The sequence below is a fragment of the Arthrobacter sp. U41 genome (assembly GCF_001750145.1).
Lineage (GTDB): Bacteria > Actinomycetota > Actinomycetes > Actinomycetales > Micrococcaceae > Arthrobacter.
The window spans coordinates 1,342,529-1,364,742 of sequence record NZ_CP015732.1 but is presented as its reverse complement, the minus strand read 5'-3'; the positions used below and the strand labels follow the sequence as shown (position 1 = coordinate 1,364,742).

The 22,214-nt window shown below is 66.9% G+C and carries 19 protein-coding genes; 7 read left to right on the top strand and 12 right to left on the bottom strand.

The window, feature by feature from the left end; translation table 11 throughout:
- Nucleotides 1-120 precede the first annotated feature (120 nt).
- Complete coding sequence (locus tag ASPU41_RS06340; protein ID WP_069950206.1) at nucleotides 121-1,359, top strand: M20 metallopeptidase family protein; 1,239 nt, start codon at nucleotides 121-123, stop codon at nucleotides 1,357-1,359.
- A 22-nt stretch (nucleotides 1,360-1,381) separates the two neighbouring features.
- Complete coding sequence (locus ASPU41_RS06335) at nucleotides 1,382-2,668, top strand: MFS transporter (protein ID WP_069950205.1); 1,287 nt, start codon at nucleotides 1,382-1,384, stop codon at nucleotides 2,666-2,668.
- Nucleotides 2,669-2,899: 231 nt separating this feature from the next.
- Here ASPU41_RS06335 and ASPU41_RS06330 read toward each other — a convergent pair whose 3' ends face one another.
- On the bottom strand, nucleotides 2,900-3,577 hold the full coding sequence (locus ASPU41_RS06330; protein ID WP_157356948.1) for a hypothetical protein: 678 nt from the start codon (nucleotides 3,575-3,577) through the stop codon (nucleotides 2,900-2,902).
- Nucleotides 3,578-3,668: 91 nt separating this feature from the next.
- On the opposite strand from ASPU41_RS06330, the gene ASPU41_RS06325 reads away from it, so the two are divergent.
- Nucleotides 3,669-4,415: a FadR/GntR family transcriptional regulator gene (locus ASPU41_RS06325; protein ID WP_069950203.1), complete on the top strand. Its 747-nt coding sequence runs from the start codon at nucleotides 3,669-3,671 to the stop codon at nucleotides 4,413-4,415.
- A 26-nt stretch (nucleotides 4,416-4,441) separates the two neighbouring features.
- On the opposite strand, the gene ASPU41_RS06320 is transcribed toward ASPU41_RS06325, so the two are convergent.
- Complete coding sequence (locus ASPU41_RS06320) at nucleotides 4,442-4,792, bottom strand: DUF3846 domain-containing protein (protein ID WP_069950202.1); 351 nt, start codon at nucleotides 4,790-4,792, stop codon at nucleotides 4,442-4,444.
- A 143-nt stretch (nucleotides 4,793-4,935) separates the two neighbouring features.
- Here ASPU41_RS06320 and ASPU41_RS06315 point away from each other — a divergent pair, with 143 nt between their 5' ends.
- The gene (locus tag ASPU41_RS06315; RefSeq protein ID WP_069950201.1) at nucleotides 4,936-7,602 is read left to right on the top strand and encodes a PEP/pyruvate-binding domain-containing protein; all 2,667 of its coding nucleotides are present in this window, start codon (nucleotides 4,936-4,938) and stop codon (nucleotides 7,600-7,602) included.
- A gap of 85 nt (nucleotides 7,603-7,687) precedes the next feature.
- On the opposite strand, the gene ASPU41_RS23015 is transcribed toward ASPU41_RS06315, so the two are convergent.
- The 4 genes from ASPU41_RS23015 to ASPU41_RS06300 form a co-directional block, all read right to left on the bottom strand.
- Complete coding sequence (locus ASPU41_RS23015) at nucleotides 7,688-10,771, bottom strand: PKD domain-containing protein (RefSeq protein ID WP_069950200.1); 3,084 nt, start codon at nucleotides 10,769-10,771, stop codon at nucleotides 7,688-7,690.
- 227 nt (nucleotides 10,772-10,998) lie between these two features.
- Nucleotides 10,999-11,151: a hypothetical protein gene (locus tag ASPU41_RS23010; protein WP_197515776.1), complete on the bottom strand. Its 153-nt coding sequence runs from the start codon at nucleotides 11,149-11,151 to the stop codon at nucleotides 10,999-11,001.
- Between the two features lie 43 nt (nucleotides 11,152-11,194).
- Nucleotides 11,195-11,971 (bottom strand): SDR family NAD(P)-dependent oxidoreductase, encoded by a 777-nt coding sequence (locus ASPU41_RS06305; protein ID WP_069950199.1) that lies wholly within the window; start codon nucleotides 11,969-11,971, stop codon nucleotides 11,195-11,197.
- Entirely contained in the window at nucleotides 11,968-12,696 is a 729-nt protein-coding gene (locus ASPU41_RS06300) for a FadR/GntR family transcriptional regulator (RefSeq protein WP_069950198.1), read from the bottom strand. The genes ASPU41_RS06305 and ASPU41_RS06300 overlap by 4 nt, the downstream gene beginning before the upstream one ends.
- 149 nt (nucleotides 12,697-12,845) lie before the next feature.
- Here ASPU41_RS06300 and ASPU41_RS06295 point away from each other — a divergent pair, with 149 nt between their 5' ends.
- Nucleotides 12,846-14,339 carry a GntP family permease gene (locus ASPU41_RS06295; RefSeq protein ID WP_069952520.1) on the top strand — a complete coding sequence of 498 codons (1,494 nt, stop codon included), beginning with the start codon at nucleotides 12,846-12,848 and terminating at the stop codon, nucleotides 14,337-14,339.
- Between the two features lie 75 nt (nucleotides 14,340-14,414).
- Here the strand turns inward: ASPU41_RS06295 and ASPU41_RS06290 are convergent, their stop codons facing one another.
- From ASPU41_RS06290 to ASPU41_RS06265, 6 genes are all read right to left on the bottom strand, one after another.
- The gene (locus ASPU41_RS06290; protein WP_069950197.1) at nucleotides 14,415-15,098 is read right to left on the bottom strand and encodes a TetR/AcrR family transcriptional regulator; all 684 of its coding nucleotides are present in this window, start codon (nucleotides 15,096-15,098) and stop codon (nucleotides 14,415-14,417) included.
- Nucleotides 15,082-16,281: an acetyl-CoA C-acyltransferase gene (locus ASPU41_RS06285; protein WP_069950196.1), complete on the bottom strand. Its 1,200-nt coding sequence runs from the start codon at nucleotides 16,279-16,281 to the stop codon at nucleotides 15,082-15,084. The genes ASPU41_RS06290 and ASPU41_RS06285 overlap by 17 nt, the downstream gene beginning before the upstream one ends.
- Complete coding sequence (locus ASPU41_RS06280; protein ID WP_069950195.1) at nucleotides 16,278-17,912, bottom strand: AMP-binding protein; 1,635 nt, start codon at nucleotides 17,910-17,912, stop codon at nucleotides 16,278-16,280. Before ASPU41_RS06280 ends, ASPU41_RS06285 begins: the two co-directional genes overlap by 4 nt.
- Before the next feature lie 10 nt (nucleotides 17,913-17,922).
- A complete protein-coding gene (locus tag ASPU41_RS06275; RefSeq protein ID WP_069950194.1) occupies nucleotides 17,923-19,113 on the bottom strand; it encodes an acyl-CoA dehydrogenase family protein in 1,191 nt (396 codons plus the stop codon).
- A gap of 69 nt (nucleotides 19,114-19,182) precedes the next feature.
- The gene (locus tag ASPU41_RS06270) at nucleotides 19,183-20,259 is read right to left on the bottom strand and encodes a 3-hydroxyacyl-CoA dehydrogenase family protein (protein ID WP_069950193.1); all 1,077 of its coding nucleotides are present in this window, start codon (nucleotides 20,257-20,259) and stop codon (nucleotides 19,183-19,185) included.
- A 343-nt stretch (nucleotides 20,260-20,602) separates the two neighbouring features.
- Nucleotides 20,603-21,007 (bottom strand): hypothetical protein, encoded by a 405-nt coding sequence (locus ASPU41_RS06265; RefSeq protein ID WP_069950192.1) that lies wholly within the window; start codon nucleotides 21,005-21,007, stop codon nucleotides 20,603-20,605.
- 173 nt (nucleotides 21,008-21,180) lie between these two features.
- Here ASPU41_RS06265 and ASPU41_RS06260 point away from each other — a divergent pair, with 173 nt between their 5' ends.
- A complete protein-coding gene (locus ASPU41_RS06260; RefSeq protein ID WP_069950191.1) occupies nucleotides 21,181-21,672 on the top strand; it encodes a hypothetical protein in 492 nt (163 codons plus the stop codon).
- 15 nt (nucleotides 21,673-21,687) lie between these two features.
- On the top strand, nucleotides 21,688-22,176 hold the full coding sequence (locus ASPU41_RS06255; RefSeq protein WP_197515775.1) for a hypothetical protein: 489 nt from the start codon (nucleotides 21,688-21,690) through the stop codon (nucleotides 22,174-22,176).
- The last annotated feature ends 38 nt before the right edge of the window (nucleotides 22,177-22,214 follow it).

Below are 22,214 nucleotides of genomic sequence, written 5' to 3'. Positions count from 1 at the left end.
GCATGATTCCTGCCTCTTACCCCGAACTTTTGCATGTTTCCAGCCATTCCTCAACGTGTGACTCCAGTCACCCCACAATTGGTGCTAGGTACTTACCAAACGTTCGGGAAGCGGGAACACATGTCGGTCACAGAAGATGCCGGGGAGCTGCACGGCGAGATCACCCGGCTGCGCCACGAGTTGCACCAGGAGCCGGAGATCGGCCTCCAGCTCCCCCGCACCCAGGAGAAAGTCCTCAAAGCCCTCGACGGCCTGCCCTACGAGATCAACCTGGGCGGAACGACGACGTCGGTCACCGCAGTTCTGCGCGGCGGCGCACCACACACTTCTGCGGAGAAACCCATCGTCCTGCTGTGCGCCGACATGGACGGCCTTCCCGTCCAGGAGCGCACCGGCGTCGGCTTCTCCTCCAGGGTCGACGGCGCCATGCACGCCTGCGGCCACGATCTGCACACCTCGATGCTGGCCGGGGCCGCGACGCTGCTGGCTGAACGCCGCGAGCAGCTGGCCGGCGACGTTGTCCTGATGTTCCAGCCGGGCGAGGAGGGGTTCGACGGAGCCGGGCACATGATCCGCGAAGGGGTCCTTGACGCCGCGGGGCGGCGTGCGGACGCCGCCTACGGCATGCACGTGTTCTCCTCCCTGGAGCCGCACGGGCAGTTCGCCACCAAGCCCGGCGTGATGTTGAGCGCCTCGGACGGACTGTTCGTCACGGTTCTGGGCGCCGGCGGCCACGGATCGGCTCCGCACGCGGCCAAGGACCCCGTCACGGCAGCCGCCGAGATGGTGACCGCGCTGCAGGTTATGGTCACGCGGCAGTTCAACATGTTCGACCCGGTCGTCGTGACCGTCGGCGTCCTGCACGCGGGCACCACAAAAAATGTCATCCCCGAATCGGCGCGCATCGAGGCGACCGTCCGGACGTTCTCCCACGCCTCCCGCGAACGGATGATGTCCGCCGTGCCGGTCCTCCTGAAAGGCATTGCCCAGGCCCACGGACTGGAGGTGGACGTCGAATACCGCGCCGAATACCCGCTGAGCATCACAGACGAAAACGAGACCCGCACCGCGGAGAAAACGATCCAGAATCTGTTCGGGGACGCCCGGCTGACCCGCTGGGCGACCCCCCTCAGCGGATCCGAGGACTTCTCCCGGGTGATGGAAGAGGTGCCCGGGACCTTCATCGGGCTCAGCGCCGTCGCCCCGGGAGCGGACCATACCGCCTCCGCCTTCAACCACTCCCCTTACGCCACGTTCGACGACGGCGTCCTCGCCGACGGTGCCGCGCTCTACGCAGAGCTTGCCATCGCCCGCATCGCAACCCTTGGCGCCCTCAGCCCTTCTTCCCTCGCTTCCTAGCCCTACTTCTCCGGAGAAAATCATGACCACCATCATTGACCAGCAGCACGCCAGCCGGGCGGCCACGCGGAAGACCCTCCTCGGGACGGGTATCGGCAACGCTGTCGAGTGGTACGACTGGGCGATCTACGCCACGTTCACGCCCTTCATCGCCAGCCAGTTGTTCAGCAAAGCGGATCCCGCCTCGGCCGTGCTCTCAACGCTGGCGATCTTCGCCGTCGGTTTCGTGGCACGTCCGGTCGGCGGGTTCCTGTTCGGCTGGATCGGCGACCGGATCGGCCGCAAGACCTCCATGACGCTCGCGGTCGGCCTGGCCTCGCTGGGCAGCCTGATGATCGGCGTCGCGCCGTCCTTCGCCACGATCGGCGTCTGGGCCTCGGTGCTGCTGCTGGCGGCGCGGCTGATCCAGGGCCTGGCCCACGGCGGCGAGCTGCCGTCCTCGCAGACGTATCTCTCCGAGGTGGCCCCGAAAGAAAAACGCGGCCTGTGGGCCACCCTGATTTACACCTCCGGCACCGTCGGAATCCTGGCCGGCACCCTGCTGGGTGCGATCCTCAACATGTCCCTCAGCGCCGAGGCCATGAATGCCTGGGGCTGGCGGGTGCCGTTCCTGGTCGGCGCCGTTATGGGCCTCTACGCCCTGATCATGCGCTCCAAGCTGCACGAGACCGAGGCCTTCGAAGGCGAGACTGCCTCCGAGAAGCGCGCCCCGATCTGGCCGCAGATTGTCCAGTACCGCAAGCAGGCCATCCAGGTCATCGGGCTCACGGTGGGTCTCACAGTGATCTACTACATCTGGGGCGTCGTGGCCCCGAGCTATGCCGCCACCGTTCTGAAGATCGACCGCGGTGAAACCCTCTGGGCCAGCGTGATCGCCAACATCGTGTTCATCGGCGCCCTGCCCTTCTGGGGCAAACTGTCCGACAGAATCGGCCGCAAAAAGGTGCTCTGGGCCGGAGCGGCAGGCAGCGCCGTTATGCACTTCCCGATGACGTGGCTGCTGAAGGATTCGGCCTGGCAGCTGGCCGTGGCAATGTCCGTCATGCTGATCTTCATCGCCGCCAGCGCTGCGATCGTTCCGGCCGTCTACGCGGAACTGTTCCCCACCAGCATCCGGACCATCGGCGTCGGCGTCCCGTACTCCATCTGCGTGGCCCTGTTCGGCGGGACCGCCCCGTACCTGCAGACCTGGCTGGGCACCATCGGCCTTTCCCAGCTCTTCAACCTGTATGCCGTGGCGCTCCTGATCGTCAGCGTGCTGTTCGTCTTCACCATCCCGGAGACCAAGGGCAAGGACCTGACACACTAGGTGCTCTTCACGCCAATTCGACCGCGGCGGCAGGCTTCAACATCGCCTCCCGGTTCCGGGCGACGTCCTGCGGGGCGGAGCCCGGAACCGGCCCGCAATGACTGGCCCGACACACACGGGAGGTTTCCCAATGTCAGATGCTGAACTCCCAGCGTCGCGGGAACAAGCCGCCCGCGGCGACCTCGACGCCGTCGGGGAACTGATCGAACTCAGCGACGATTCCGGCTCAGTTCAGTAGCCATAGCGCAGAACCGCGATCTGCGTCGTGTAACCGTCGGACTCAGGACCATAGTCCTCAATGGTGATCCGTACGTCCCAGCCGTCAACCGTCCCGATCCCACGGCAGCTCGGGCCACCCGAATTGAACCGTTGTTCCCTGACGCAGGGCTTGTACTCATTGGGAGTCAGGCCGACCTGATCCATGTACCGCTCAAGGTCACCGTCTGTATAGGGCGTGTGCGTGTCCCACCGGTATGCGAAGGTGGCGCACGGGCCGTCGATGGGGATGCAGAACGCCCCGCCCAGCGGGGGTTGTGTCCCTCCAAGGGGTTCCCACCCGGGAGATGCCTGCAACCGATCGGCGATTGCCTTCATCTGACTGATGTTGGCCTCGTTCTGAAAATGGACAGTCGTGGAGAACCCGGCAACCCCTGCCACGATGGTCGCTGTGACCGCCAGAGCGATCTTGCCTCGACGCTGCATACCCTGCCTGCCCCCAACGGCGAAGCTCCGGCGCCTCTTCCACTGCCCGCTGCCTCCGCAGCCAAGCCACCGATTGAACGCCAGTATAGGACCACAACCCGTCGCTTTGACCGTCGCGGCATCCGCGGTCACCCTCGAAGGGCGGGAGCCTGTGATCCTGCGTAAAGTAGTCGGGTGGAGCGAGGCTCTGCTGCTGGTGCCCTGCACGCTTTCCAACCTGCAGTCCACCCCCGTCCTCGGCTAGATGCTGCCCTAGGCTCCGGCGCGCCCGCACTCCCACCACCCGAAGGAAACGCCCGTGACACCCGCTGAAGCAGGAGCAACCCCACGCCGTCGCACCTATGACGTGCTCCTGAACGACATCGAAGCGGACCTGCGCTCGGGCAAGATCAAGGTCGGGGACCGGCTTCCGGGTGAACGCACACTGGCGGAGAGCTACGGAATTTCCCGGGCGTCAGTCCGGGAGGCCATCCGGATCCTGGACGCCATGGGTGTGCTGCGCAGCTCCGTCGGATCCGGTCCCACCTCGGGGGCGATCATCATTTCCGATCCCTCCGCGGGCCTGTCCTCCGCACTGCGGCTGCATGTCGCCAGCAGCAGGCTGCCGGTCGCGGACATCGTGGAAACCCGCATCCTGCTCGAAACCTGGACGGCCCGAACCGGCGCCGCCCTCTCCGGAGGGGATGAAGACCTGGAGCAGGCGGCCCGGTTGCTGCATGCCATGGACGATCCCGGGATTGACCGGGCGACCTTCCACGAGCTGGATGCCCGCTTCCACGTCGCACTGAGCTCGCTCGCGGGGAACGCCGTGGTCGCCACCATCATGGAATCCCTGAGCGGCTCCATCGTCGGGTATGTCAAGGGTGCGATGGACGCGATGGAAGAGTGGCCGGACGTCCTCTCTGCACTGCGGGCGCAGCACCACGGCATCTTCGACGCCGTCGAGGCCCACAACGGGGAGCTTGCGGCCTGGCTTCTGCGCGAGCACATCGAGTGGTTCTACCGGCAGGCGCAGGAAGCGACAGCCGCGCAGGCCGCGCACTGAACCAAACGCCGCCCTGAAACGGCCGGTCAGGCCACCAGCTTGGTGTCCCAAAGATCCTCTGCCAGCCGGATCAGGTGCCGGGGCGCGTCCGCTTCCGCGCCATGGGGGCCATGGCCGAGAAAGACTGCGGTGCCCCGCGCCACTCCGGCGAGGTCCAGGCCGCAGTCGCGCATCAGTTGGGCGGCGCGCAGGTTGGGCGGCAGGTTGCTGATCACGCCCTCAGCGTTGAGGTAGACATGCCAGTCACCGCGGGTGACCGCTTCAATGTCTCCGCCAACCAGGCCCTGCAGGGTGTGCAGATCGGGTTCAACGGTTTCGACCCGGACGGGTTCGCTGATCCGGACCGGAATTATCAGTGCTCTGTATTTGGTGCTCATTTTAGGTCCACTGCTTATAACAACGATGCAATTTCCTGTGTTCCCGCCGCGGCGGAGCTATAGCCCCGCGCTTACGGCAGTGCCAGTATGTTGGGCATCAGGCTCAGTGCGGGCGCCCCGGCTCTGCAGGAGGAGACACGGTCATGACCTACGTCAGCAATTTCGGTGATGTGCGACCAGGCGACGTCGCCGTGGCCGGCGGCAAGGGCGTCGGCGTGGGCGGGCTCATTCAGGCCGGCCTGCCGGTCCCTCCGGGGTTTGTACTGACCACCGCAGCCTATGCCGATTTTGTGGAAACCAACCATCTGGAGGCAGGCATCCGTGAGCTGGCCGCACTGTCACCGGAGGCGGCACCGCGGGACTACGAGGACGCCTCGAAACGCATCCGCGCCCTGTTCACCGGCGCAGCCATGCCGGCCGCGATCGCAGCGGAACTCGGCGCCGCCTACGGCCGTCTCGGCAACGGGGAGACAGCCGTGGCGGTCCGCTCCTCCGCGACGGCCGAGGACCTCGCCTCGGCCAGCTTTGCCGGGCAGCAGGAAAGTTACCTTAACGTCATCGGGACCCGGGCCCTGGCCGCCGCCGTGACAGATTGCTGGGCCTCCCTGTGGACGGCGCGCGCCATGGCCTATCGGGCCCGTGCCGGCGTCGGACCGGACCCCGTACGACTCGCGGTCGTGGTCCAGCGGATGATCGAGGCCGAGGCAGCCGGGGTGATGTTCACCGCCAATCCCGCCAACGGCAGACGCGACCAGATCGTGATCAGTGCCGCGTGGGGCCTGGGCGAGTCCGTGGTCAGCGGAGCGGTCAGTACGGACGACGTCGTCGTCGACGCCGGGACGGGCCGTGTGCTGTCGCGCCGGACAGCTGACAAGGAGATCATGACGGTCTCCGCGGACCACGGCACCCGGGAGCAGCCGGTGCCGGCGGGCCGCCGTCGTCTGCCGGTGCTGGACGACCCGGCGGCGGCCGAGCTGGCCAGCCTGGGCACCCGGATCGCCGATCATTTCGGGGCACCGCAGGACATCGAATGGGCACGGGCCGGTGACGAGTTTTTCATCCTGCAGTCCCGGCCCGTCACCGCATTGCCGGAACCGGCGGCCGACACCCCGGACACCTGGACGGTCCCTTACCCGAAGGGGCTCTACTTCCGGGCGAGCATCGTGGAGCAGCTGCCTGACCCGCTCTCGCCGCTGTTCGCCGACCTGATTGACGGCTCGGTGTCCCGGTCGCTGAGGGCTTTGCTGGCCCGGGCCCTCGGCAAGAACCTCATCCGCGAGGACGACGTCGGCCTGCCCACTATTAACGGCTACGCCTATTACTACTACCGCACCTCGGCACTGTGGCGGGTGACGGGCAAGTCCCTGGCCGCGGTCCGCTCGCTGGTCCGCGGCAAGGCGCACATGGGAGTGGCCGGCTGGCGGGAGTTTTCGCACCCCCTCTACGAGCGGGTGATCAAGGACTGGTCGGCCAGACCCGTCGGGGAGCTAACCGGCGAGGAACTGCTGGAGGGTGTGCAGGCGCTGCTGGACGCCGGCACCGTGTACTACACGGCCGTGCAGTCCATCATTCCGGTCGCCGCAACCAGCGAAATATCCTTCCGGACCTACTACGACAAGTTTGTTCGGCGCGACGGGGATCCCCCGGCCCAGACGTTCCTCCTCGGCTACGACAGCGAGCCCATCCGGGCGGAGAAGTCGCTGTACGACCTGGCAGTCTGGGCCCGGGGAGTTCCCGGGCTGGCCCCGGCGATCCTTAATGCGCCCACCCCGGCGCTGGTGGAGTCGCAGCGCACGGGGTTCCCGCCCGCCGGGATGGCCCCGGCCCTCTGGCAGCAATGGCATCCCCGCCTCCAGGACCACCTCGGCCGCTTCGGCCATGCGGTCTACAACCTGGACTTCGTCACCCCGGTGCCGGCCGACGATCCCTCGCCGCTGCTGGAGACGGTGAAGTTTTACCTGCGCGGGCACGGAAGCGACCCGCACGAGCGCCAGCGGCTGTCCGCTGCCCGCAGGGAGGACCAAACCAGCCGCACGGTGGCCCGGCTCGGGCCGGGCCGCAGGGCCGCGTTCAACCGGCTGCTCCGCTGGGCACAGAGCGCGGCCCCGATCCGCGAGGATGCCCTGGCCGACGTCGGCCTGGCCTGGCCGCTGCTGCGGCGGATGCTGTTCGAGCTCGGACGACGGCTGGTGAACTCCGCCGTCATCGCAGAGCCCGCCGACGTGTTCTGGCTGCGCCACCGGGAGCTGCAAAGCGCCGTCGATTTCGGCCTCGCCGCCCCGGGCGCACCGGCGGCAGTGGCAATCACCGGAGCAGACCGGCCCGTCCGCGCCGGCGCCGTCGAGGGGCGCAGGATGTTGTGGCGGGGCCAGGCCAAGGCTGCTGCCCCGCAGCTGCTCCCGGAGAGCCGGTGGATGGAACGGGCCTTCGGGTCAATGATGCCGGCAGGACCGCAGGACCAGTCCGGGGACATCATCAAGGGCGCCGGCGCCAGCTCGGGCCGGGTCAGTGCTCCTGCCCGTGTGCTGAGCGGGCCGCAGGATTTCGCCCGGATGGAGCCCGGAGATGTCCTGGTAGCCCGGATCACCACTCCGGCATGGACCTCGCTGTTCGCGATGGCCTCCGCCGTGGTCACCGACGTCGGCGGCCCGTTGAGCCACAGCTCCATCGTGGCCCGGGAGTACGGCATCCCGGCCGTTCTGGGCACCGGCGTTGCCACCCAACGGCTCACCAACGGCCAGCGGATCCGCGTCGACGGCGACGCCGGTACCGTCACGATCGAGCGCCCGGACGCTGCGCAGGGTTCCTGAGCAGAGGGAGCCAGCCATCAGGGCCTGGGACGGCGGCCGGTTTCCGCGGTGCCGTCCCAGGCCCTGCACGGGCCGGTGCCGTTCCTCAGCTGGCCGGTTTGAGGGCGGTGCGCCAGGCGGCGACGGCTTTGGCGGTGCTGAAGGTCCAGGTCGCGGTGCCGGTGGCGCCGGCGGTGGCCTGGATCCGGTCGGCCTGTTCGGCGATCTGGCCGTCGGTGGATTCCCAGCGTTCGGTCCATCCGGTTGGCGCGGTCGCGGCGGGATTGGAGCTGTCGAACCCGACGCCGCCGATGAGCAGGGCCCCGTTGCTGGCGGTGGTGATGCCGGCGACGGTGATGCTGGAGGCGGTGTAGGTGGTGTTGACGGCGGTGGCCACGGCGCTGTCCAGGGGTGTGGTGGTGTTGACCCCGGTGTAGGCGGTGATGCCGCCGCCCCACTTCATGGCGGTGCTGAGGGTCCAGGTGTAGCTTGTCGGGTCAGCTGAACCGACGACACGGTAGTAGGAGAAGACGCGTGCGCCGCCGCCGATGGAGAGCCCGTTGACGATGGCGGTCCAGCCCGCCGGGACGGCCACGGTGGGGTTCTTGTCCGCGGTGAAGGAGGCGACCAGGACATCCCCGGCCGTTCTGCCCGCCGGTGCGGCCAGGGAGACCGTGCCGGTCGCCGTTGCCGAGAACGCCGTGGTTGAGCTGCGCGCGTTGATCCCGGGCGAGGTGCTGGCCGGGTTCACCGTGATGGTTTTCGTGCTGGAGGTGGCGCCGGCGGAGTTGGTGGCCGTCAGTTTCGCCGTGTAGCTCCCGGCGGTGTCGTAGACGTGCGACGGGTTCTGCGTGGTTGCCGTGCCGCCGTCACCGAAATCCCAGGCCCAGGACGTCGGGGAACCGGTCGAGGTGTCAGTGAAGTTCACCGTCAACGGAACCGTCCCGGAGGTAGGCGAGGCCGTAAACGAAGCAACCGGAGCGGTATCCCCCGGCGGAGGCGGGGTGCCGGCCGGTTTGAGGGCGGTGCGCCAGGCGGCGACGGCTTTGGCGGTGCTGAAGGTCCAGGTCGCGGTGCCGGTGGCGCCGGCGGTGGCCTGGATCCGGTCGGCCTGTTCGGCGATCTGGCCGTCGGTGGATTCCCAGCGTTCGGTCCATCCGGTTGGCGCGGTCGCGGCGGGATTGGAGCTGTCGAACCCGACGCCGCCGATGAGCAGGGCCCCGTTGCTGGCGGTGGTGATGCCGGCGACGGTGATGCTGGAGGCGGTGTAGGTGGTGTTGACGGCGGTGGCCACGGCGCTGTCCAGGGGTGTGGTGGTGTTGACCCCGGTGTAGGCGGTGATGCCGCCGCCCCACTTCATGGCGGTGCTGAGGGTCCAGGTGTAGCTTGTCGGGTCAGCTGAACCGACGACACGGTAGTAGGAGAAGACGCGTGCGCCGCCGCCGATGGAGAGCCCGTTGACGATGGCGGTCCAGCCCGCCGGGACGGCCACGGTGGGGTTCTTGTCCGCGGTGAAGGAGGCGACCAGGACATCCCCGGCCGTTCTGCCCGCCGGTGCGGCCAGGGAGACCGTGCCGGTCGCCGTTGCCGAGAACGCCGTGGTTGAGCTGCGCGCGTTGATCCCGGGCGAGGTGCTGGCCGGGTTCACCGTGATGGTTTTCGTGCTGGAGGTGGCGCCGGCGGAGTTGGTGGCCGTCAGTTTCGCCGTGTAGCTCCCGGCGGTGTCGTAGACGTGCGACGGGTTCTGCGTGGTTGCCGTGCCGCCGTCACCGAAATCCCAGGCCCAGGACGTCGGGGAACCGGTCGAGGTGTCAGTGAAGTTCACCGTCAACGGAACCGTCCCGGAGGTAGGCGAGGCCGTAAACGAAGCAACCGGAGCGGTATCCCCCGGCGGAGGCGGGGTGCCGAGGCTGCGGTCGGAGAACCAGTAGCGTTTGTTCACGTGGTCGGTGGCCATGACGACAATCCCGGTCGTGGCGTTCACGCTCTGCTTGGTGCTGGTCACGTTGTTCATGTTCGCTGACGCTGCGTTTTCAATCACGACGGTGCCGCGGCCGGTCCCGAACACCGGGTTGTCCATGGAGGCGGTCTTCTCGTAGATGCTGCCGGCCACGCCGGAGTAGGCGCAGCCGCTGACGGAGCTCGACGGTGCGGTGTGGAAGGCGCGCACCAGGTTGTTTTGGGTATCGAGCATGATCTGGGGGCGGGAAACACAGTCCCCGGTCCGGGCAATCGTCGTTTTCTCGAAGGCGCCAGTGCCGGGCTTGAACACGAGCAGGACCAGCTGGGCCAGCGTCGGGTCGGACGAGCCGTCGTCGAGGCCGGTCTTGACCGCGGCGAACACCCGGCCGCTGGGATCGGCCTGCAGGGTCTTGATGTTCAAATGATCATCGACCTGGTTGTTTCCCTTGACCGCTTCCTGGACGTTCCAGGACGACGCCGCCGTCGGACTGGTGCCGTCCGTGCGGGTCGCCCAGTACGCTGTCCCGGTGGCCTGGTCGGTCCACATGATCCCGATCTTGTTGCTCCGGTAGGCAACGATGGCCGAGAGGTCGTCCGGCGTCGGGTTCGGGTCCGCGGCGCCCGGCACGACGAACGGTGTCCCCCAGCCCGTGCCGCCGGGCTGGGAGTTGTTGACGTACACGGTGCTGGTGGTGCTGGTGGCCTGGGTCCAGGTCGCCCAGATGGCCCCGGTGGAGTCCTTGTCGATGGTCAGCGTCTCGCTGCTGTTGTTCGAGATCGTGGCAGGGAAACCAGTGTCCAGGGTGTAGGCCCCGCCGGAATAGCTGAAGCGGTAGAGCCGGGCAGGTTGGCCGGATGCAGAGGCGCCGGAGGTGACCACGTTGGAGGCGATGAACAGGTGGGTGCCGTCCCACAGCGTGTCCGAGGAGGTGCTCGCCCGGCTGTCAGTCCGCACCCCGGTGTCCACCCAGGTGGCTGTGCCCCGGTCCAGGCGGTAGATGGACCATCCGCTTCCGGTCGTCCACATGTTCGCCCACCAGGAACCGTCGTTCCACCACAACTTGCTCTGTGGTTTGTCCGCGGTGGGAGGGTTGCTGACGCCGGAGTAAGTGATGCTGGGGGTGCCGGTTGTGGCCGCCTGGGCCGGGGCGGAGACGCCCAGCAGGCCACCTGCAACGACGACTGATAGCACGACCAGTTGGCTAAGCCAGCGGAGGGTTTTTTTCATCTTTATCGCCGTTTCTGGTGGGCGCTGAAGGACTCGTCATCCGGATCGCGCTGCATTGCACGGGACCGGGATCGGCGTCGGCCCAGCCCAGCTCAGGACCTATGCCAACGTGAACTGCGTTGGCATCATGGTGCCTCGGTGAGCTTTGGAAAAGCTTGTGCGCCATTCGCGGCCCAAAATCAAGGCGGGCAGGACCATCCGGTCCTGCCCGCCCAGGTGCCCGCACCTCAGGGAGTCGTCCTTAACGTCAGGCCGTGGGTGACGGCGAGATCGGGTTGTCCGGAAATTGCGACAGCCACGTCACCGTTCTCCACAGTGTCCCGCAGCCGCACGGTGGCGGTGCTAATGAGCAGGCTGGCGATGTTCCCGCCCTGATCCACCTGCTCCTTGGAGTAGAGCTTCAGTTCGCTGCCGTCCGCATGCTTAGGAAACCTGCAGTCCGCCGTTGATGTCGTAGGTGGCCGCTGTGATGAAGCCGGCTTCCTCTCCCATGAGGAAGGTCATCAAAGCTGCCATCTCGCTTACGGTGCCCACGCGGCCCACGAGGATGTCCTTGGACATCTCCTTCTTCCGTTCCTCGGTCAGGGTGCCGCCCATGATGTCCGTGTCCACAGGCCCCGGTGCGATGCAGTTGATGGTGATCCCATGTTCACCCATCTCGCGCGCCAGGGCGCGGGTGAAGCCAATAATGCCGGCCTTGGCCGCGCTGTAGGCGACCTTGGAGTAGGTGCCGCCGCCGCGCTGGGCGGAGATGGAGGAAATGCTGACCACCCGGCCGATCTTCCGGTCAATCATGCCGCCAAGGACGCGCTGGGTCACCAGGAAGGTCCCGGTCATGTTGATCGCGAAGACGCGTTCCCAGCCTTCCTTCGTTTCGTCCATGAAGGTGCGCGGGGAGCTGATACCGGCAATGTTCGCCAGGCCCACGATGGGGGGCAGCTCCGCCTCCACGCGGCTGATGGCGGCATAAATGGAGGCCTCATCCGAAACGTCGGTCTGCAGGCCCAGCGCCTTTACCCCGTGCTTTGCCTGAATCTCCTTGGCCGCCAGGGCGGCTGCTTCGCCGTCGATGTCCAGGATGGCAATGTTCCACCCGTCACGGGCCAATCGGTCGGCTGTTCCGCGCCCAATCCCGCGCTCAGACGCGGCTCCGGTGAGGACCGCAGTGCGCTCGGTCGGGAAAATTGCGGTTTCGGTCATGCTATTTCAACTCCTGTGTTGGATTCCTGGCTGCTGATGAAGCGTTCATAATCGTCGTAGGTCTGGTCAATGTGCGCTTCCATGGTCTTGCGGGCCTTTTCCGGGTTCCCTGTGGCAATCGCTGCCAGGACCAGCCGGTGGTGCTCGAGGGCGTGGCGCTGGACCTCGGGGAACGCTGAGGTTTCCCGGCGCGTGGTGTAGAGCAGCTGGCCGAGCTGGCCAAGCAGCGCCGGGAGGAACGGGTTGGCCGAGGCCCGGAAAACCGTGTTGTGGAAGGCGAGGTCTGCGAGGGTCACGGCGTCGAGGTCCCGGGCTTCATGGGCCTTCTCCAAGTCCGAGATCGACGCTCCCATGGCAGCCAGATGTTCAGGCGTGGCGTGGCGGGCGGCCAGCTCGGCGGCTCCGGTTTCCACCATGCGCCGGACTTCGAGAAGCCTCAGTGCCACCTCGCCGATGCCGGTGCCGCGGGCCGCGGCGCGGAGGATGGCCTCGAGCCCCGTCCACTCCTCCACCGGGTTCACGAAGGTGCCCAAACCGCGCCGCACCGTCACGATATTTTGGGCCTGAAGCGTCTTCAGGGCCTCGCGTACGGTCAGCCGGCTGACATCCGCGGCCCTGGCTAGCTCCGCCTCCGCCGGCAGCGACGCGTGCGGCTCGATGTCCCCGGAGAGGATGCGTTCGAGGAGATCCGCGAACACTGAATCAGCGAGCGTTCGGCGGCTCATCGGCATTTTCCTTCGGCTTGTCAGATGTCTTACGTCCGGCTAGTGTGGCACCCGTCACTCGATGGAGTCAATTCCGCCCGGCACCTGGCGCCTTCGAGGAGTGGCCGGGCAGAGCGCCCGAGCTCTTGTCCCCCAAGGAGTACATCAACGTGGATCTACAACTACTACTTGCGCTGGTTCTGGGCATCGCGACGATCGTCGTGCTCGTGCTTCGCACCCGGCTTGACGCCTTCGTGGCGTTGCTTATAGCCGCCCTCGTGACCGGCCTGGTGGCCGGCCAGTCCCCCCTCGACATCGTCAAGGCAATCACCACCGGCTTCGGCAACACCCTCGCCTCCATTGGCATCGTGATCGGTCTTGGTGTGGCCATCGGAAAGATCCTGGAGGTCTCCGGAGCCGCCAACGCGCTTGCCCTGTCCTTCCTCCGGCTTTTCGGCAAGGGCCGGGAACCCTGGGCGCTGGGCACCGTCGGCGCCCTGGTGTCCATCCCGGTATTCTGCGACTCCGGTTACGTGATCATGAACCCGCTGGCCCGCTCCATCGCACGGGTCAAGCGCGCCGGCTACGTAACGCTGGCCCTGGCACTGGGCGCAGGCATGACCCTGACGCACCACCTCGTGCCGCCGACGCCCGGCCCGCTGGCCGTGAGCGGCCTGCTGGGCGCGGATCTGGGTGCAGTCATCGTTACGGGCCTGGTCTTCACCGTCCTGCTGCTTCCGGTCGTGGTGGCGTACGCGAAGTGGATGGGACCCAAGCTCGAAAGTTCCGTCACCGAGGAGGTCCGCGAGGCAGTTTACGGCCGGGCCGCGCTGGTCGGCGCCACCGAAGGATCGCATCACGGCGGCGCGGGAACGATCACCGCGGATTACGCCGACGCTCCTGCGGAGGCAGAACTCCCGGCCGATCCTGATCTGGAACTCGGCACTCCGCCCGCAGGCGCCAAACCGCACCGCGTCGGGGCGTTCCTCGCCTCCCTGCCCCTTCTGGTCCCGCTGCTGCTGATCGTGCTGAACACGGTCACGGGCGCCATCGACCAAAATGCGCAGGGCGTTGTCGGCGGAAAGTACGTGCCGTCCGATTGGGTTGTTCCCTTCGCCTTCATCGGCAACCCGGTGATCGCGCTGATCATTGGCGTGCTGCTGGCCGTCTACGTGTTGCTGCCGCGGTGGACTCCGCGCAGCAGGGTCCAGGGCTGGTTCGCCGATGCGGCTGCCTCTGCTGGCCTCATCCTGCTGATCACCGGCGCCGGCGGCGCGCTGGGACAGGTGCTGCGCAGCTCCGGTGTGGGCGATGCGCTGGCGGAGGCCATTGCCGCCACGCCTTTGCCGGCCTTCCTTGTGCCTTTCCTGGTAGCCACCCTCGTCCGGCTGGCCCAGGGATCGGGTACGGTGGCGATGATCACGGCTGCCTCCGTCACGGCCCCGCTGGTGGGAACGCTCGGTATCGATCCGCTGGTGGCTGCAATGGCCTGCACCGCCGGATCCATGATCCTGAGCTACTTCAATGACTCCTACTTCTGGGTGGTCACCCGGTTCGCCGGGCTCGAAGGCACCGCAGCGCTTCGCGGCTGGTCGGGCATCACCACCGCCGTCTGGGCTGGTTCCATCCCGTTGCTGTTCATCCTGAGCCTCATCATGGGCTAAGCGCCCCGCAATAAGGGCCACGCAGGACGCCCGGCCGGGGTAACCCGGCCGGGCGTTTTGCATGGGAATCGGTCCCTACGCGGAGCGCCCGTCCAGCGCGTACTGGATGCGGCGTGCCACTTCCGCGGTGGGGGTGGACCGGGGGAAAACGGCCACAACGAGGTCATCCTCGGCGGGGGCGGCGGACGCGTCATCCGGGGACAGCACGCCGAAGATGCGGCGTACTGTCAGCAGTTCGTGTTCCAGGTTCTGGAGTGAACCGCGGGGGGAATCCAGCATCATTTCGCGCAACACATAGTTATGCGTGGACGTGACCGCCGCGGCGAACCGGATCGCATCAAGTGCCGCCAGGCCTGGGAGGGCCCGCCGCAGGTAGTCCGAGAAAAGGCGCTCGTAGCGGGACACCATGATCGTTTCCCGGTCCCGGAGCGCGGGCACCGCCTGCACCACGTGATAGCGTTTTTGAGCTATTTCCCGGCGTTCAGAAAACATCCCGAAGACGAGTGCCGCGGCCTGGCACACCGCTTCCCACGGATCGGGATGACTCGCGGCCAGATAGCTGCCCAGCTCATCGAGCAAGGCTTCGTGGTCTGCAAAGATCACGTCTTCCTTGGCACGGAACTGGCGGAAGAAGGTGCTCCGGGAGATTCCGGCCGCCAAGGCAATATCTTCCACGCTGGTCGGGTCGTAGCCGTTGTCGGTGAACAGATCCAGGGCGGCCTCGGCCACCTCGGAACGGAAATTAGCCACTGATGCCATCCCGGTACAGTAACAGCGCGTCGCCCTGTCCGCCGCCGCCACAGAGTGCGACGGCGGCCTTGCCGCTGCCGCGGCGCACCAGCTCATGGACGGCCGAGACGACCAGTCGAGCTCCGGAGGCGCCGATCGGATGTCCGATGGCGATGGCACCGCCGTTCACGTTCACCCTGTCCAGCCCGACGCCCAGAGCGGCCGCGGAGTGCTCAACCACCGAGGCGAACGCCTCGTTGATCTCCACGAAGTCAAGGTCACCGGGTGTCCAGCCCGCGCGGGCCAGTGCCGCAGTGATCGCCTGCGCCGGTTTGTCTGGCAGCGTCGTGTCCGGGCCGGCAATCTGTCCGGCGGGCCCGACGACGGCCAGCACCTCGAGGCCGTTGGCGTCCGCGTACCCGCGGCTCACCAGCACGACCGCCGCGGCGCCGTCGCTTAACGGCGAGGCGTTTCCGGCCGTGACGGTCCCTGTGGCGGTGAAGGCGGGCTTCAGCCCGGCAAGAGCCTCCGGGGTGGACTGCGGGCGGACTCCCTCGTCAATGCTCACCAGCGTGGGTGAGCTGCGCTTCTGCGGCACCGCGACGGGGGCTATCTCGGCGTCGAACAGGCCCCCCGCCTGGGCCGCGGCCGCACGCTGGTGCGACAGCGCCGCGATCCGGTCCTGCGCCGCGCGGGAGAGCTGAAGGTCCGCATTGGCGCGGTCCGTGGCAATGCCCATCAGCTCGTCATCGAACGCATCAGTCAGTCCATCGTGGCTGGCTGAGTCCAGGGCCGTGACATTGCCGTAGAGGTAACCGGCGCGCGAGCGGGCGAGCAGGTGCGGCGCCTGGCTCATGGATTCCTGGCCGCCGGCCACGACCACGTCGGCCTCGCCCAGTCGCAGCAGCCTGGTGCCCTCGATGATGGCCGTCAACCCGGACAGGCACACCTTGTTCACCGTGACGGCGGGGGTTTTGAGGGGTATTCCTGCCGCCACGGAGCTCTGGCGCGCGGGGTTCTGGCCCGCGCCGGCGGTCAGGACCTGGCCCACGATGACGGCGTCGACGGCCGCCGGTTCGATCCCGGAGCGTCCCAGGGCCGCGGCGATGGCGGCGGCGCCCAGCTGCACGGCGCTCAGAGCGGAAAGATGGCCCATCAGTTTTCCCTGCGGCGTGCGGGCCGCGCCCACAATGACGATGTCCTGCCCGCTCATTTGGCGGCTTCCTGGCTGAGGGCCGTGGCGCTGACGCCCAGGGCGCGCAGCTGGGACTTCAGGACTTTGCCGGTGGAGTTGTGCGGGAGTTCGTCGGGGAAAATGACTCGGTCCGGCACCTTGAATCCGGAGAGGAGGCCCTGGACGTGGGACCGGATTTCCTCGGCCGTGACCGGGTTGGAGCTGCTGCGGATGACAAAGGCAACCGGACGTTCGCCCCATTTCTCCTGCGGGACGCCGATCACGGCCACGTTCAATACCGCAGGGTGGCTGCTGATGGCTTGCTCCACCTCAATGGTGGAGATGTTCTCCCCGCCGGAGATGATGATGTCCTTGGCCCGGTCCTTGAGCTGGATGTAGCCGTCCGGATGCATCACGCCGAGGTCTCCGGTGTGGAACCAGCCGCCGGCGAAGGCCTCTGCCGTGGCCTCAGGATCCTTGAAGTATCCAAGCATCACGTTGTTGCCCCGCAGCACGATCTCGCCCAGCGTTGTGCCGTCCGCCGGGACGTCGATCATGTCCAGGTCCACGATGCGCGCCGTCTCGGCCTGGAGCATCCCCACTCCCTGCCGTGAGAGCTTCACGGCCCGGTCCTGAGGGGACAGCTCATCCCACTCGGGCTGATACTCGCAGATCGTGTAGGGGCCGTACACCTCGGTCAGGCCGTAGACGTGTACCACGGTGATTCCGAGTGAGTCCAGGGACGTGAGGATCGCGGGCGAGGGCGGGGCGCCCGCCGTCGTGATCCGCAGCGGTGCGTGCAGCTCGTGCGCCTGGGGCGCTTCGGCAATGATGCTGCACACCGTGGGGGCGCCGCAGAGGTTGGTGACGCCGAGTGTGTCGATGGCATCCCAGACCGCGTCCGCGCGCACGGCGCGCAGGCAGATGTGGACACCCGCCACGGCGGTCACTGCCCACGTCGTGCACCAGCCGTTGCAGTGGAACATCGGAAGAGTCCACAGATAGCGGGTGTCGCCGGTGAATTGATTGTGGATGGTTTCCCCGAGTGAGTTCAGGTAAGCCCCGCGATGTGAATACAGCACGCCTTTGGGCCTGCCCGTTGTCCCCGAGGTGTAGTTCAGCGTGATGGGCGCGCGTTCGTCCTGGACCCCCCAGGGGAGGTCCACATCCCGGCTATCCGCTGCATCGAGGAATTCCGCATAGCGGGTGGTGCCGAGATCCTCCGGAACCACCGGATAGGGGATGGTGCTGTCGGGCACTTCGATCACGCCGGCCAGCTGCGTCAGGCCAAGGTCCAGTCCCGCCACGGTGCCCAGCAGTTCCGAATCGGCAAACAGCAGCCTGGCTTCGGAGTGTTCCAGGATGTACTGGAGTTCCCGGGCGGTCATCCGCGTGTTCAGGGCCACCAGGACGCCGCCGGCGAGGGGAACGGCGTAGTGGGCAATCAACAGTTCGGGCACATTGGGGCACAGGAAGGCCACCCGGTCCCCCGGCTGGATCTTGCTCCTGATCGCCTTGGCCAGCTGTTGGGCTTCGGCGGCGAAGTCCGAGTAGGTGTAGGAGCGGTCGCCGTGGATGATCGCGGTCCTCTGTCCGAAGACCTCGGCGGAGCGCTGGAGGAACCGCAGGGGGCTCAGCGGTGTTTCGTTGGGACGCTCGATGGTGGTCATGGCGGGTCCTTTAGGCGAAGGCGCTTTGTCCGGTGACATCGCGGCCGATCAATAGGGTCTGAATGCTTTGCGTGCCTTCATAGGTATGGATGGATTCGATATCCAGCAGGTGCCGGATCACATGGTTTTCCAGAAGGATGCCGTTCCCGCCCAGCATGTCGCGGGCAATGGATGCCAGCTCGCGGGCCTTGCGCGTGTTGTGGTACTTCGCCATCGCGGCCTGGGTGGGGCGCATCAGGCCGGCCGCATCAAGACCCGCCAGATGGGCACAATGCAGCTGCATGCTGGTCAGCTCCGAGAGCATGTAGGTCAGCCGTTCCTGGACCAGCTGGAACTTTGCGAGCGGCTTGCCGAACTGTGTCCGCTGCGTGGCATAGTTCAGCGCGGCTTCGTAGACGGCGGTGGCGTGGCCGAGGGCCGACCAGGCCACGCCCAGGCGCGTGGCCACAAGGACCGTGGAGGTGTCCTTGAACGTGCGCGCTCCGGGGAGCAGATTGTCCTTTGGGATGCGGACGTTGTTGAGTCTGATCCGGGCCTGGTGTATCGCGCGGAGCGACGCCTTTCCGGTGATGGTCTCGGCCTCGTACCCCTCCCGGTCCTGCTCCACCAGGAAGCCGCGGACGTCGCCCGCGTCATCGCGTGCCCAGACCACGGTTACATCCCCCACCGAGCCGTTGCCGATCCACTTCTTCTCGCCGTTGAGGACGTACTCCGTGCCCTCGAGTGTGGCGGTGGTTTCCAGTGCCACGGAGTCCGAGCCGTGCTCCGGTTCCGTCAGGGCGAAGGCACCGAGCTTTTCGCCCCGGCCCAGCGGGCCAAGCCAGGTCGCGCGCTGGGCTTCCGACCCGAAGAGTGCGATCGAGCGCATGGCCAGGCCGCCCTGGACTGCGATCACGGTACCCAGCGAACCGTCCCCGCGGGAGACTTCCATGTTGACCAGTCCGGCGCCCAGCGGAGACATCAGTTCCAGTCCCTGGACGTCAATGCCGTCGGCCAGCAGGTTCATGCTTCCCATCCGCTTCACCAGGTGGGCGGGGAATTCGGCGCGCTCCCAGTAGTCGTTCATCTGCGGCATTGCCTCCGCCGTGAAGGCCCTGGCGCGGTCCCAGACCTCACGGTCGGGGGCCGGAATATTGGCAAAGACCGAGTAGTAGTCGGTGTCGAGCGGTTCGGTGACGTCATAGTCAGGCATGGCTTGCATCCTTAGCGGAGGAATTGAGGAACGGGGTGACGGGAGGCGGCGCCTGTCTGGACGGTCCGCGCGGTGTGGCTATTCGGCGAATCCGGGGCCGGGGTGGAATTCCTTCCCCCACACGCGCCGGGAGGCGCCGCTGAGGTCAAGCATCGGGGTAAGGCCGCCCTGATGCTCCGGAAAGTTGGCGCCGAGCAGCATGCACAGATCCACTTCCGCCGGTCCGGCCACCACCCCTTCGGCCAGCATCAGCCCCACCTCCTCCGCCAGGGCATCAAGGATCCGCGCCCTGATGGATTCCGCGCCGGGTGCAGGACGGCCGGCGTCGGCCGGCGTCAGCAGGGCGGCCGCCCCGGGAAGCACGGTGCCCGATTTGTCGAGATAGCCGCGCAGGCCCGCCTTGGCAACGGCGGCCAGGCTTGTGCTGACGTCAAAACGGTCCGGATAGGCGGCGTGCATGGTCTCGCAGATATGCAGCTGGACGGCGGGGCCGATGAAGCCCAGCAGGGTCAGCGGGGTCATCGGCAGTCCCAGCGGATCCAAGGCGTGGTCCGCCAGCTGTATATCGGCCCCGTCATCGATGGTCCGGAGAAGTTCGCAGAAGAGCCGGCTCAGGATCCGGTTCACCACAAAGCCCGGCGTGTCCGTAACCAGCACCGCCGTCTTGCCCATCAGCCGGGCGAGCGAACAGGCGGAGGCGACGCTGACGTCGTCGTTGTCTTGGGTGCTGATGATCTCCACCAGCGGCAGCACAGCCACCGGATTGAAGAAGTGCAGTCCCACCAGGCGTTCCGGATGGGTCAGGCCCTGGCCGATTGCTGCCACGGAAAGGGACGAGGTGTTGGTCAGCAGCAGCGCGTCAGCACGCAGCAGGGGCTCGATCTCAGCGAAGACGGCGCGTTTGACGCTCAACTCCTCGAAGACGGCCTCAATGACGACGTCGCAGTTCCGGTAGTCGCGCTTATCCACCGTTCCGCGGACAAGGCTGCCAAGTTCCCGCGCCCCCGTTTCAGTGAGCTCCGCTCGCAGAACCAGCTTGTCCAGGTGCGCAGCGATCCGGCCAAGTGCCTCATCCACCTTTGCCTGGGACAGGTCGGTGATCAGCACCGGAACCCCAAGCTGCTGGGCGAAGAGCAGGGCAAGCTGGCTGGCCATGAGCCCGGCTCCCAGTACTCCAACACTTCGGACAGGGCGCGGTTCCGCTCCGGTCGCGCCGCGCGGCCCGTGCCGCTCCGCGGCCAGGAGGGCCGCCGCGTACGCGCTGGCCGACGTTCCGGGGACTCGGGGGACGGCTGCGCCGGACCCAGCGAGCGTGGCAGTTTCAACGACATTGTCAGGAACCATGTCACCGTTTTACCGTGAAACTGCGTGTCACGTCAAGTGATACTCAGTTTCATTTGAATGGCGACAGCCTCCGGATCGCCGGGGCCGGTCTGCTCCGCACCGTCTCATGCGATCCCGCCGCGATGTCCGCGGACCGGCGTCCGGGCCGGAACGTTTACTTGCCGAGGAACTGCCGATAACTGGTCAAAGACCCGGTCCCGGAATACCCAAGATCGGTGGGCGACACAGCCGAAGCGCCATCCGCTGAAATTACCTGGATCGCCGGATTTGCCTCGGGATCGCCGGCGGCGGCGTCCACAATCGCCGGAAATGCATCCCGAAGGAGTCCCATCATGGTTTCCCGGTCCGCGGTGTCGGCGTGCAGAAAGACATCCCCACTCCGGCCGATGCCGCCGGAGGACTTGTAGCTGGCGTCCACCCTGGCCACGTGAGCCAGCGGCTGGACCGCTGCCTTGTACTTGGCGGCGTAATCCGTGTCCGAGGTTCCCGGTGTTGGCCCGCAACCTGCCAGGACGGTGGCCAGCAGACCCACGATCAGTACGGTGATGATTTTTCCCATGTTGTGACTCTATTCTTTCCGCCGGCACCGGAGGTTGTGGACCTGACCTGACTGAGTTCAGCGGTCGTGAGAAGGGGGAAGATCTCCAAGGGTACTGGGCAGGCAGCTCGGGGTTTCCCGGGGCACCTCGGCCGAGGCAGCCACCCGCCACCGGCACGTGGAAGAATTCACTTATGACTACCGATAATGATGCTGCCAACCTTCCCGAGCCTGCGGAATCACAGGGCACAGACGCCTCGACCGAGGTCGGCCGGGGCTGGGACCACATCGGGGCCATCATTGTCGATGCCACGTTGCAGCGCCGGCAGAACTATCACGAGACCGTCAAGCCCCGGGTCGTCGCTCTGGCTGCGGCCTGGCCGGATGCCGCCACGACCAGCGGATTCCGGCGGCACCTTGATACGGGGAAACTCTCCGAAGTTATCAGTTGGCCGTCGCCTGGCCGTCTCGCCCAGGTGGAGGACATCACGCGCGTGTTCGAGCGTGAAGGCATCGAAACAGTAATCGAACTCCGCGACCGGCTCGGTGACCAGGACACGAGGACAGTCCTTCGCGAGGCCCTTGCGTCCGTGCGGCACGTCAGCCCCAAAACGCTGGATTACATCGACACCCTGAGCGGTATCTCCACCGGCGCGGCCGGCGACGTACGGGTACAGGACGAGTGATCCGCCCCGATGCTGGTGATCGAGTCGAGAGTTGACGTCTCGGGGCTGACCGGCCGTGATGTCACCGACTTTATGGTGGCCTGCACCGATGAGAAGTACCAGGCGTGGTGGCCGGGAACCCACCTGCAGCTGCACGTGCTGGGGCGGGCCACCGGCGGGGTGGGAGACGTGGTGGTGATGGACGAGTTCGTCGGCCGCCGCCGGCTGCGCCTGCGCGGGGTGGTCGAGGCGGTGGAGCCCGGCCGCAGGCTCGTGTGGCGGTTCCGCAAGGTCGTGCCTCTTCCGGCACGCCTGTCCCTGGAGCTCAACCCGGTGCCGGGCGGGGTGTCTGTGCGGCACACGATCACCGCCGGGTGGCCGGGGATCGGCCGGGTGCTGGACCCGCTGCTGCGGCTGTACTTCACGCCCCGGTTCGCCGCGGACCTGGAGGCCCATGTGCGCACGGAGTTCCCTTTGCTGCGCGACTACCTCCGGCCCAATCCCTCAGCTGGCACCGGGAACTGACTGACAGCCCCAGCCGGCCGGCCCAAGGCCGCGGAACC

Coding starts and splice junctions, on each gene's coding strand:
- ASPU41_RS06320 (WP_069950202.1), bottom strand. CDS start 4,792: ATGAGCACCAAATACAGAGCACTGATAATTCCGGTCCGGATCAGCGAA.
- ASPU41_RS06265 (WP_069950192.1), bottom strand. CDS start 21,007: ATGGGAAAAATCATCACCGTACTGATCGTGGGTCTGCTGGCCACCGTC.
- ASPU41_RS06260 (WP_069950191.1), top strand. CDS start 21,181: ATGACTACCGATAATGATGCTGCCAACCTTCCCGAGCCTGCGGAATCA.
- ASPU41_RS06300 (WP_069950198.1), bottom strand. CDS start 12,696: ATGAGCCGCCGAACGCTCGCTGATTCAGTGTTCGCGGATCTCCTCGAA.
- ASPU41_RS06280 (WP_069950195.1), bottom strand. CDS start 17,912: ATGACCACCATCGAGCGTCCCAACGAAACACCGCTGAGCCCCCTGCGG.
- ASPU41_RS06335 (WP_069950205.1), top strand. CDS start 1,382: ATGACCACCATCATTGACCAGCAGCACGCCAGCCGGGCGGCCACGCGG.
- ASPU41_RS06340 (WP_069950206.1), top strand. CDS start 121: ATGTCGGTCACAGAAGATGCCGGGGAGCTGCACGGCGAGATCACCCGG.
- ASPU41_RS06275 (WP_069950194.1), bottom strand. CDS start 19,113: ATGCAAGCCATGCCTGACTATGACGTCACCGAACCGCTCGACACCGAC.
- ASPU41_RS06315 (WP_069950201.1), top strand. CDS start 4,936: ATGACCTACGTCAGCAATTTCGGTGATGTGCGACCAGGCGACGTCGCC.
- ASPU41_RS06270 (WP_069950193.1), bottom strand. CDS start 20,259: ATGGCCAGCCAGCTTGCCCTGCTCTTCGCCCAGCAGCTTGGGGTTCCG.
- ASPU41_RS06305 (WP_069950199.1), bottom strand. CDS start 11,971: ATGACCGAAACCGCAATTTTCCCGACCGAGCGCACTGCGGTCCTCACC.
- ASPU41_RS06290 (WP_069950197.1), bottom strand. CDS start 15,098: ATGGCATCAGTGGCTAATTTCCGTTCCGAGGTGGCCGAGGCCGCCCTG.
- ASPU41_RS23015 (WP_069950200.1), bottom strand. CDS start 10,771: ATGAAAAAAACCCTCCGCTGGCTTAGCCAACTGGTCGTGCTATCAGTC.
- ASPU41_RS06285 (WP_069950196.1), bottom strand. CDS start 16,281: ATGAGCGGGCAGGACATCGTCATTGTGGGCGCGGCCCGCACGCCGCAG.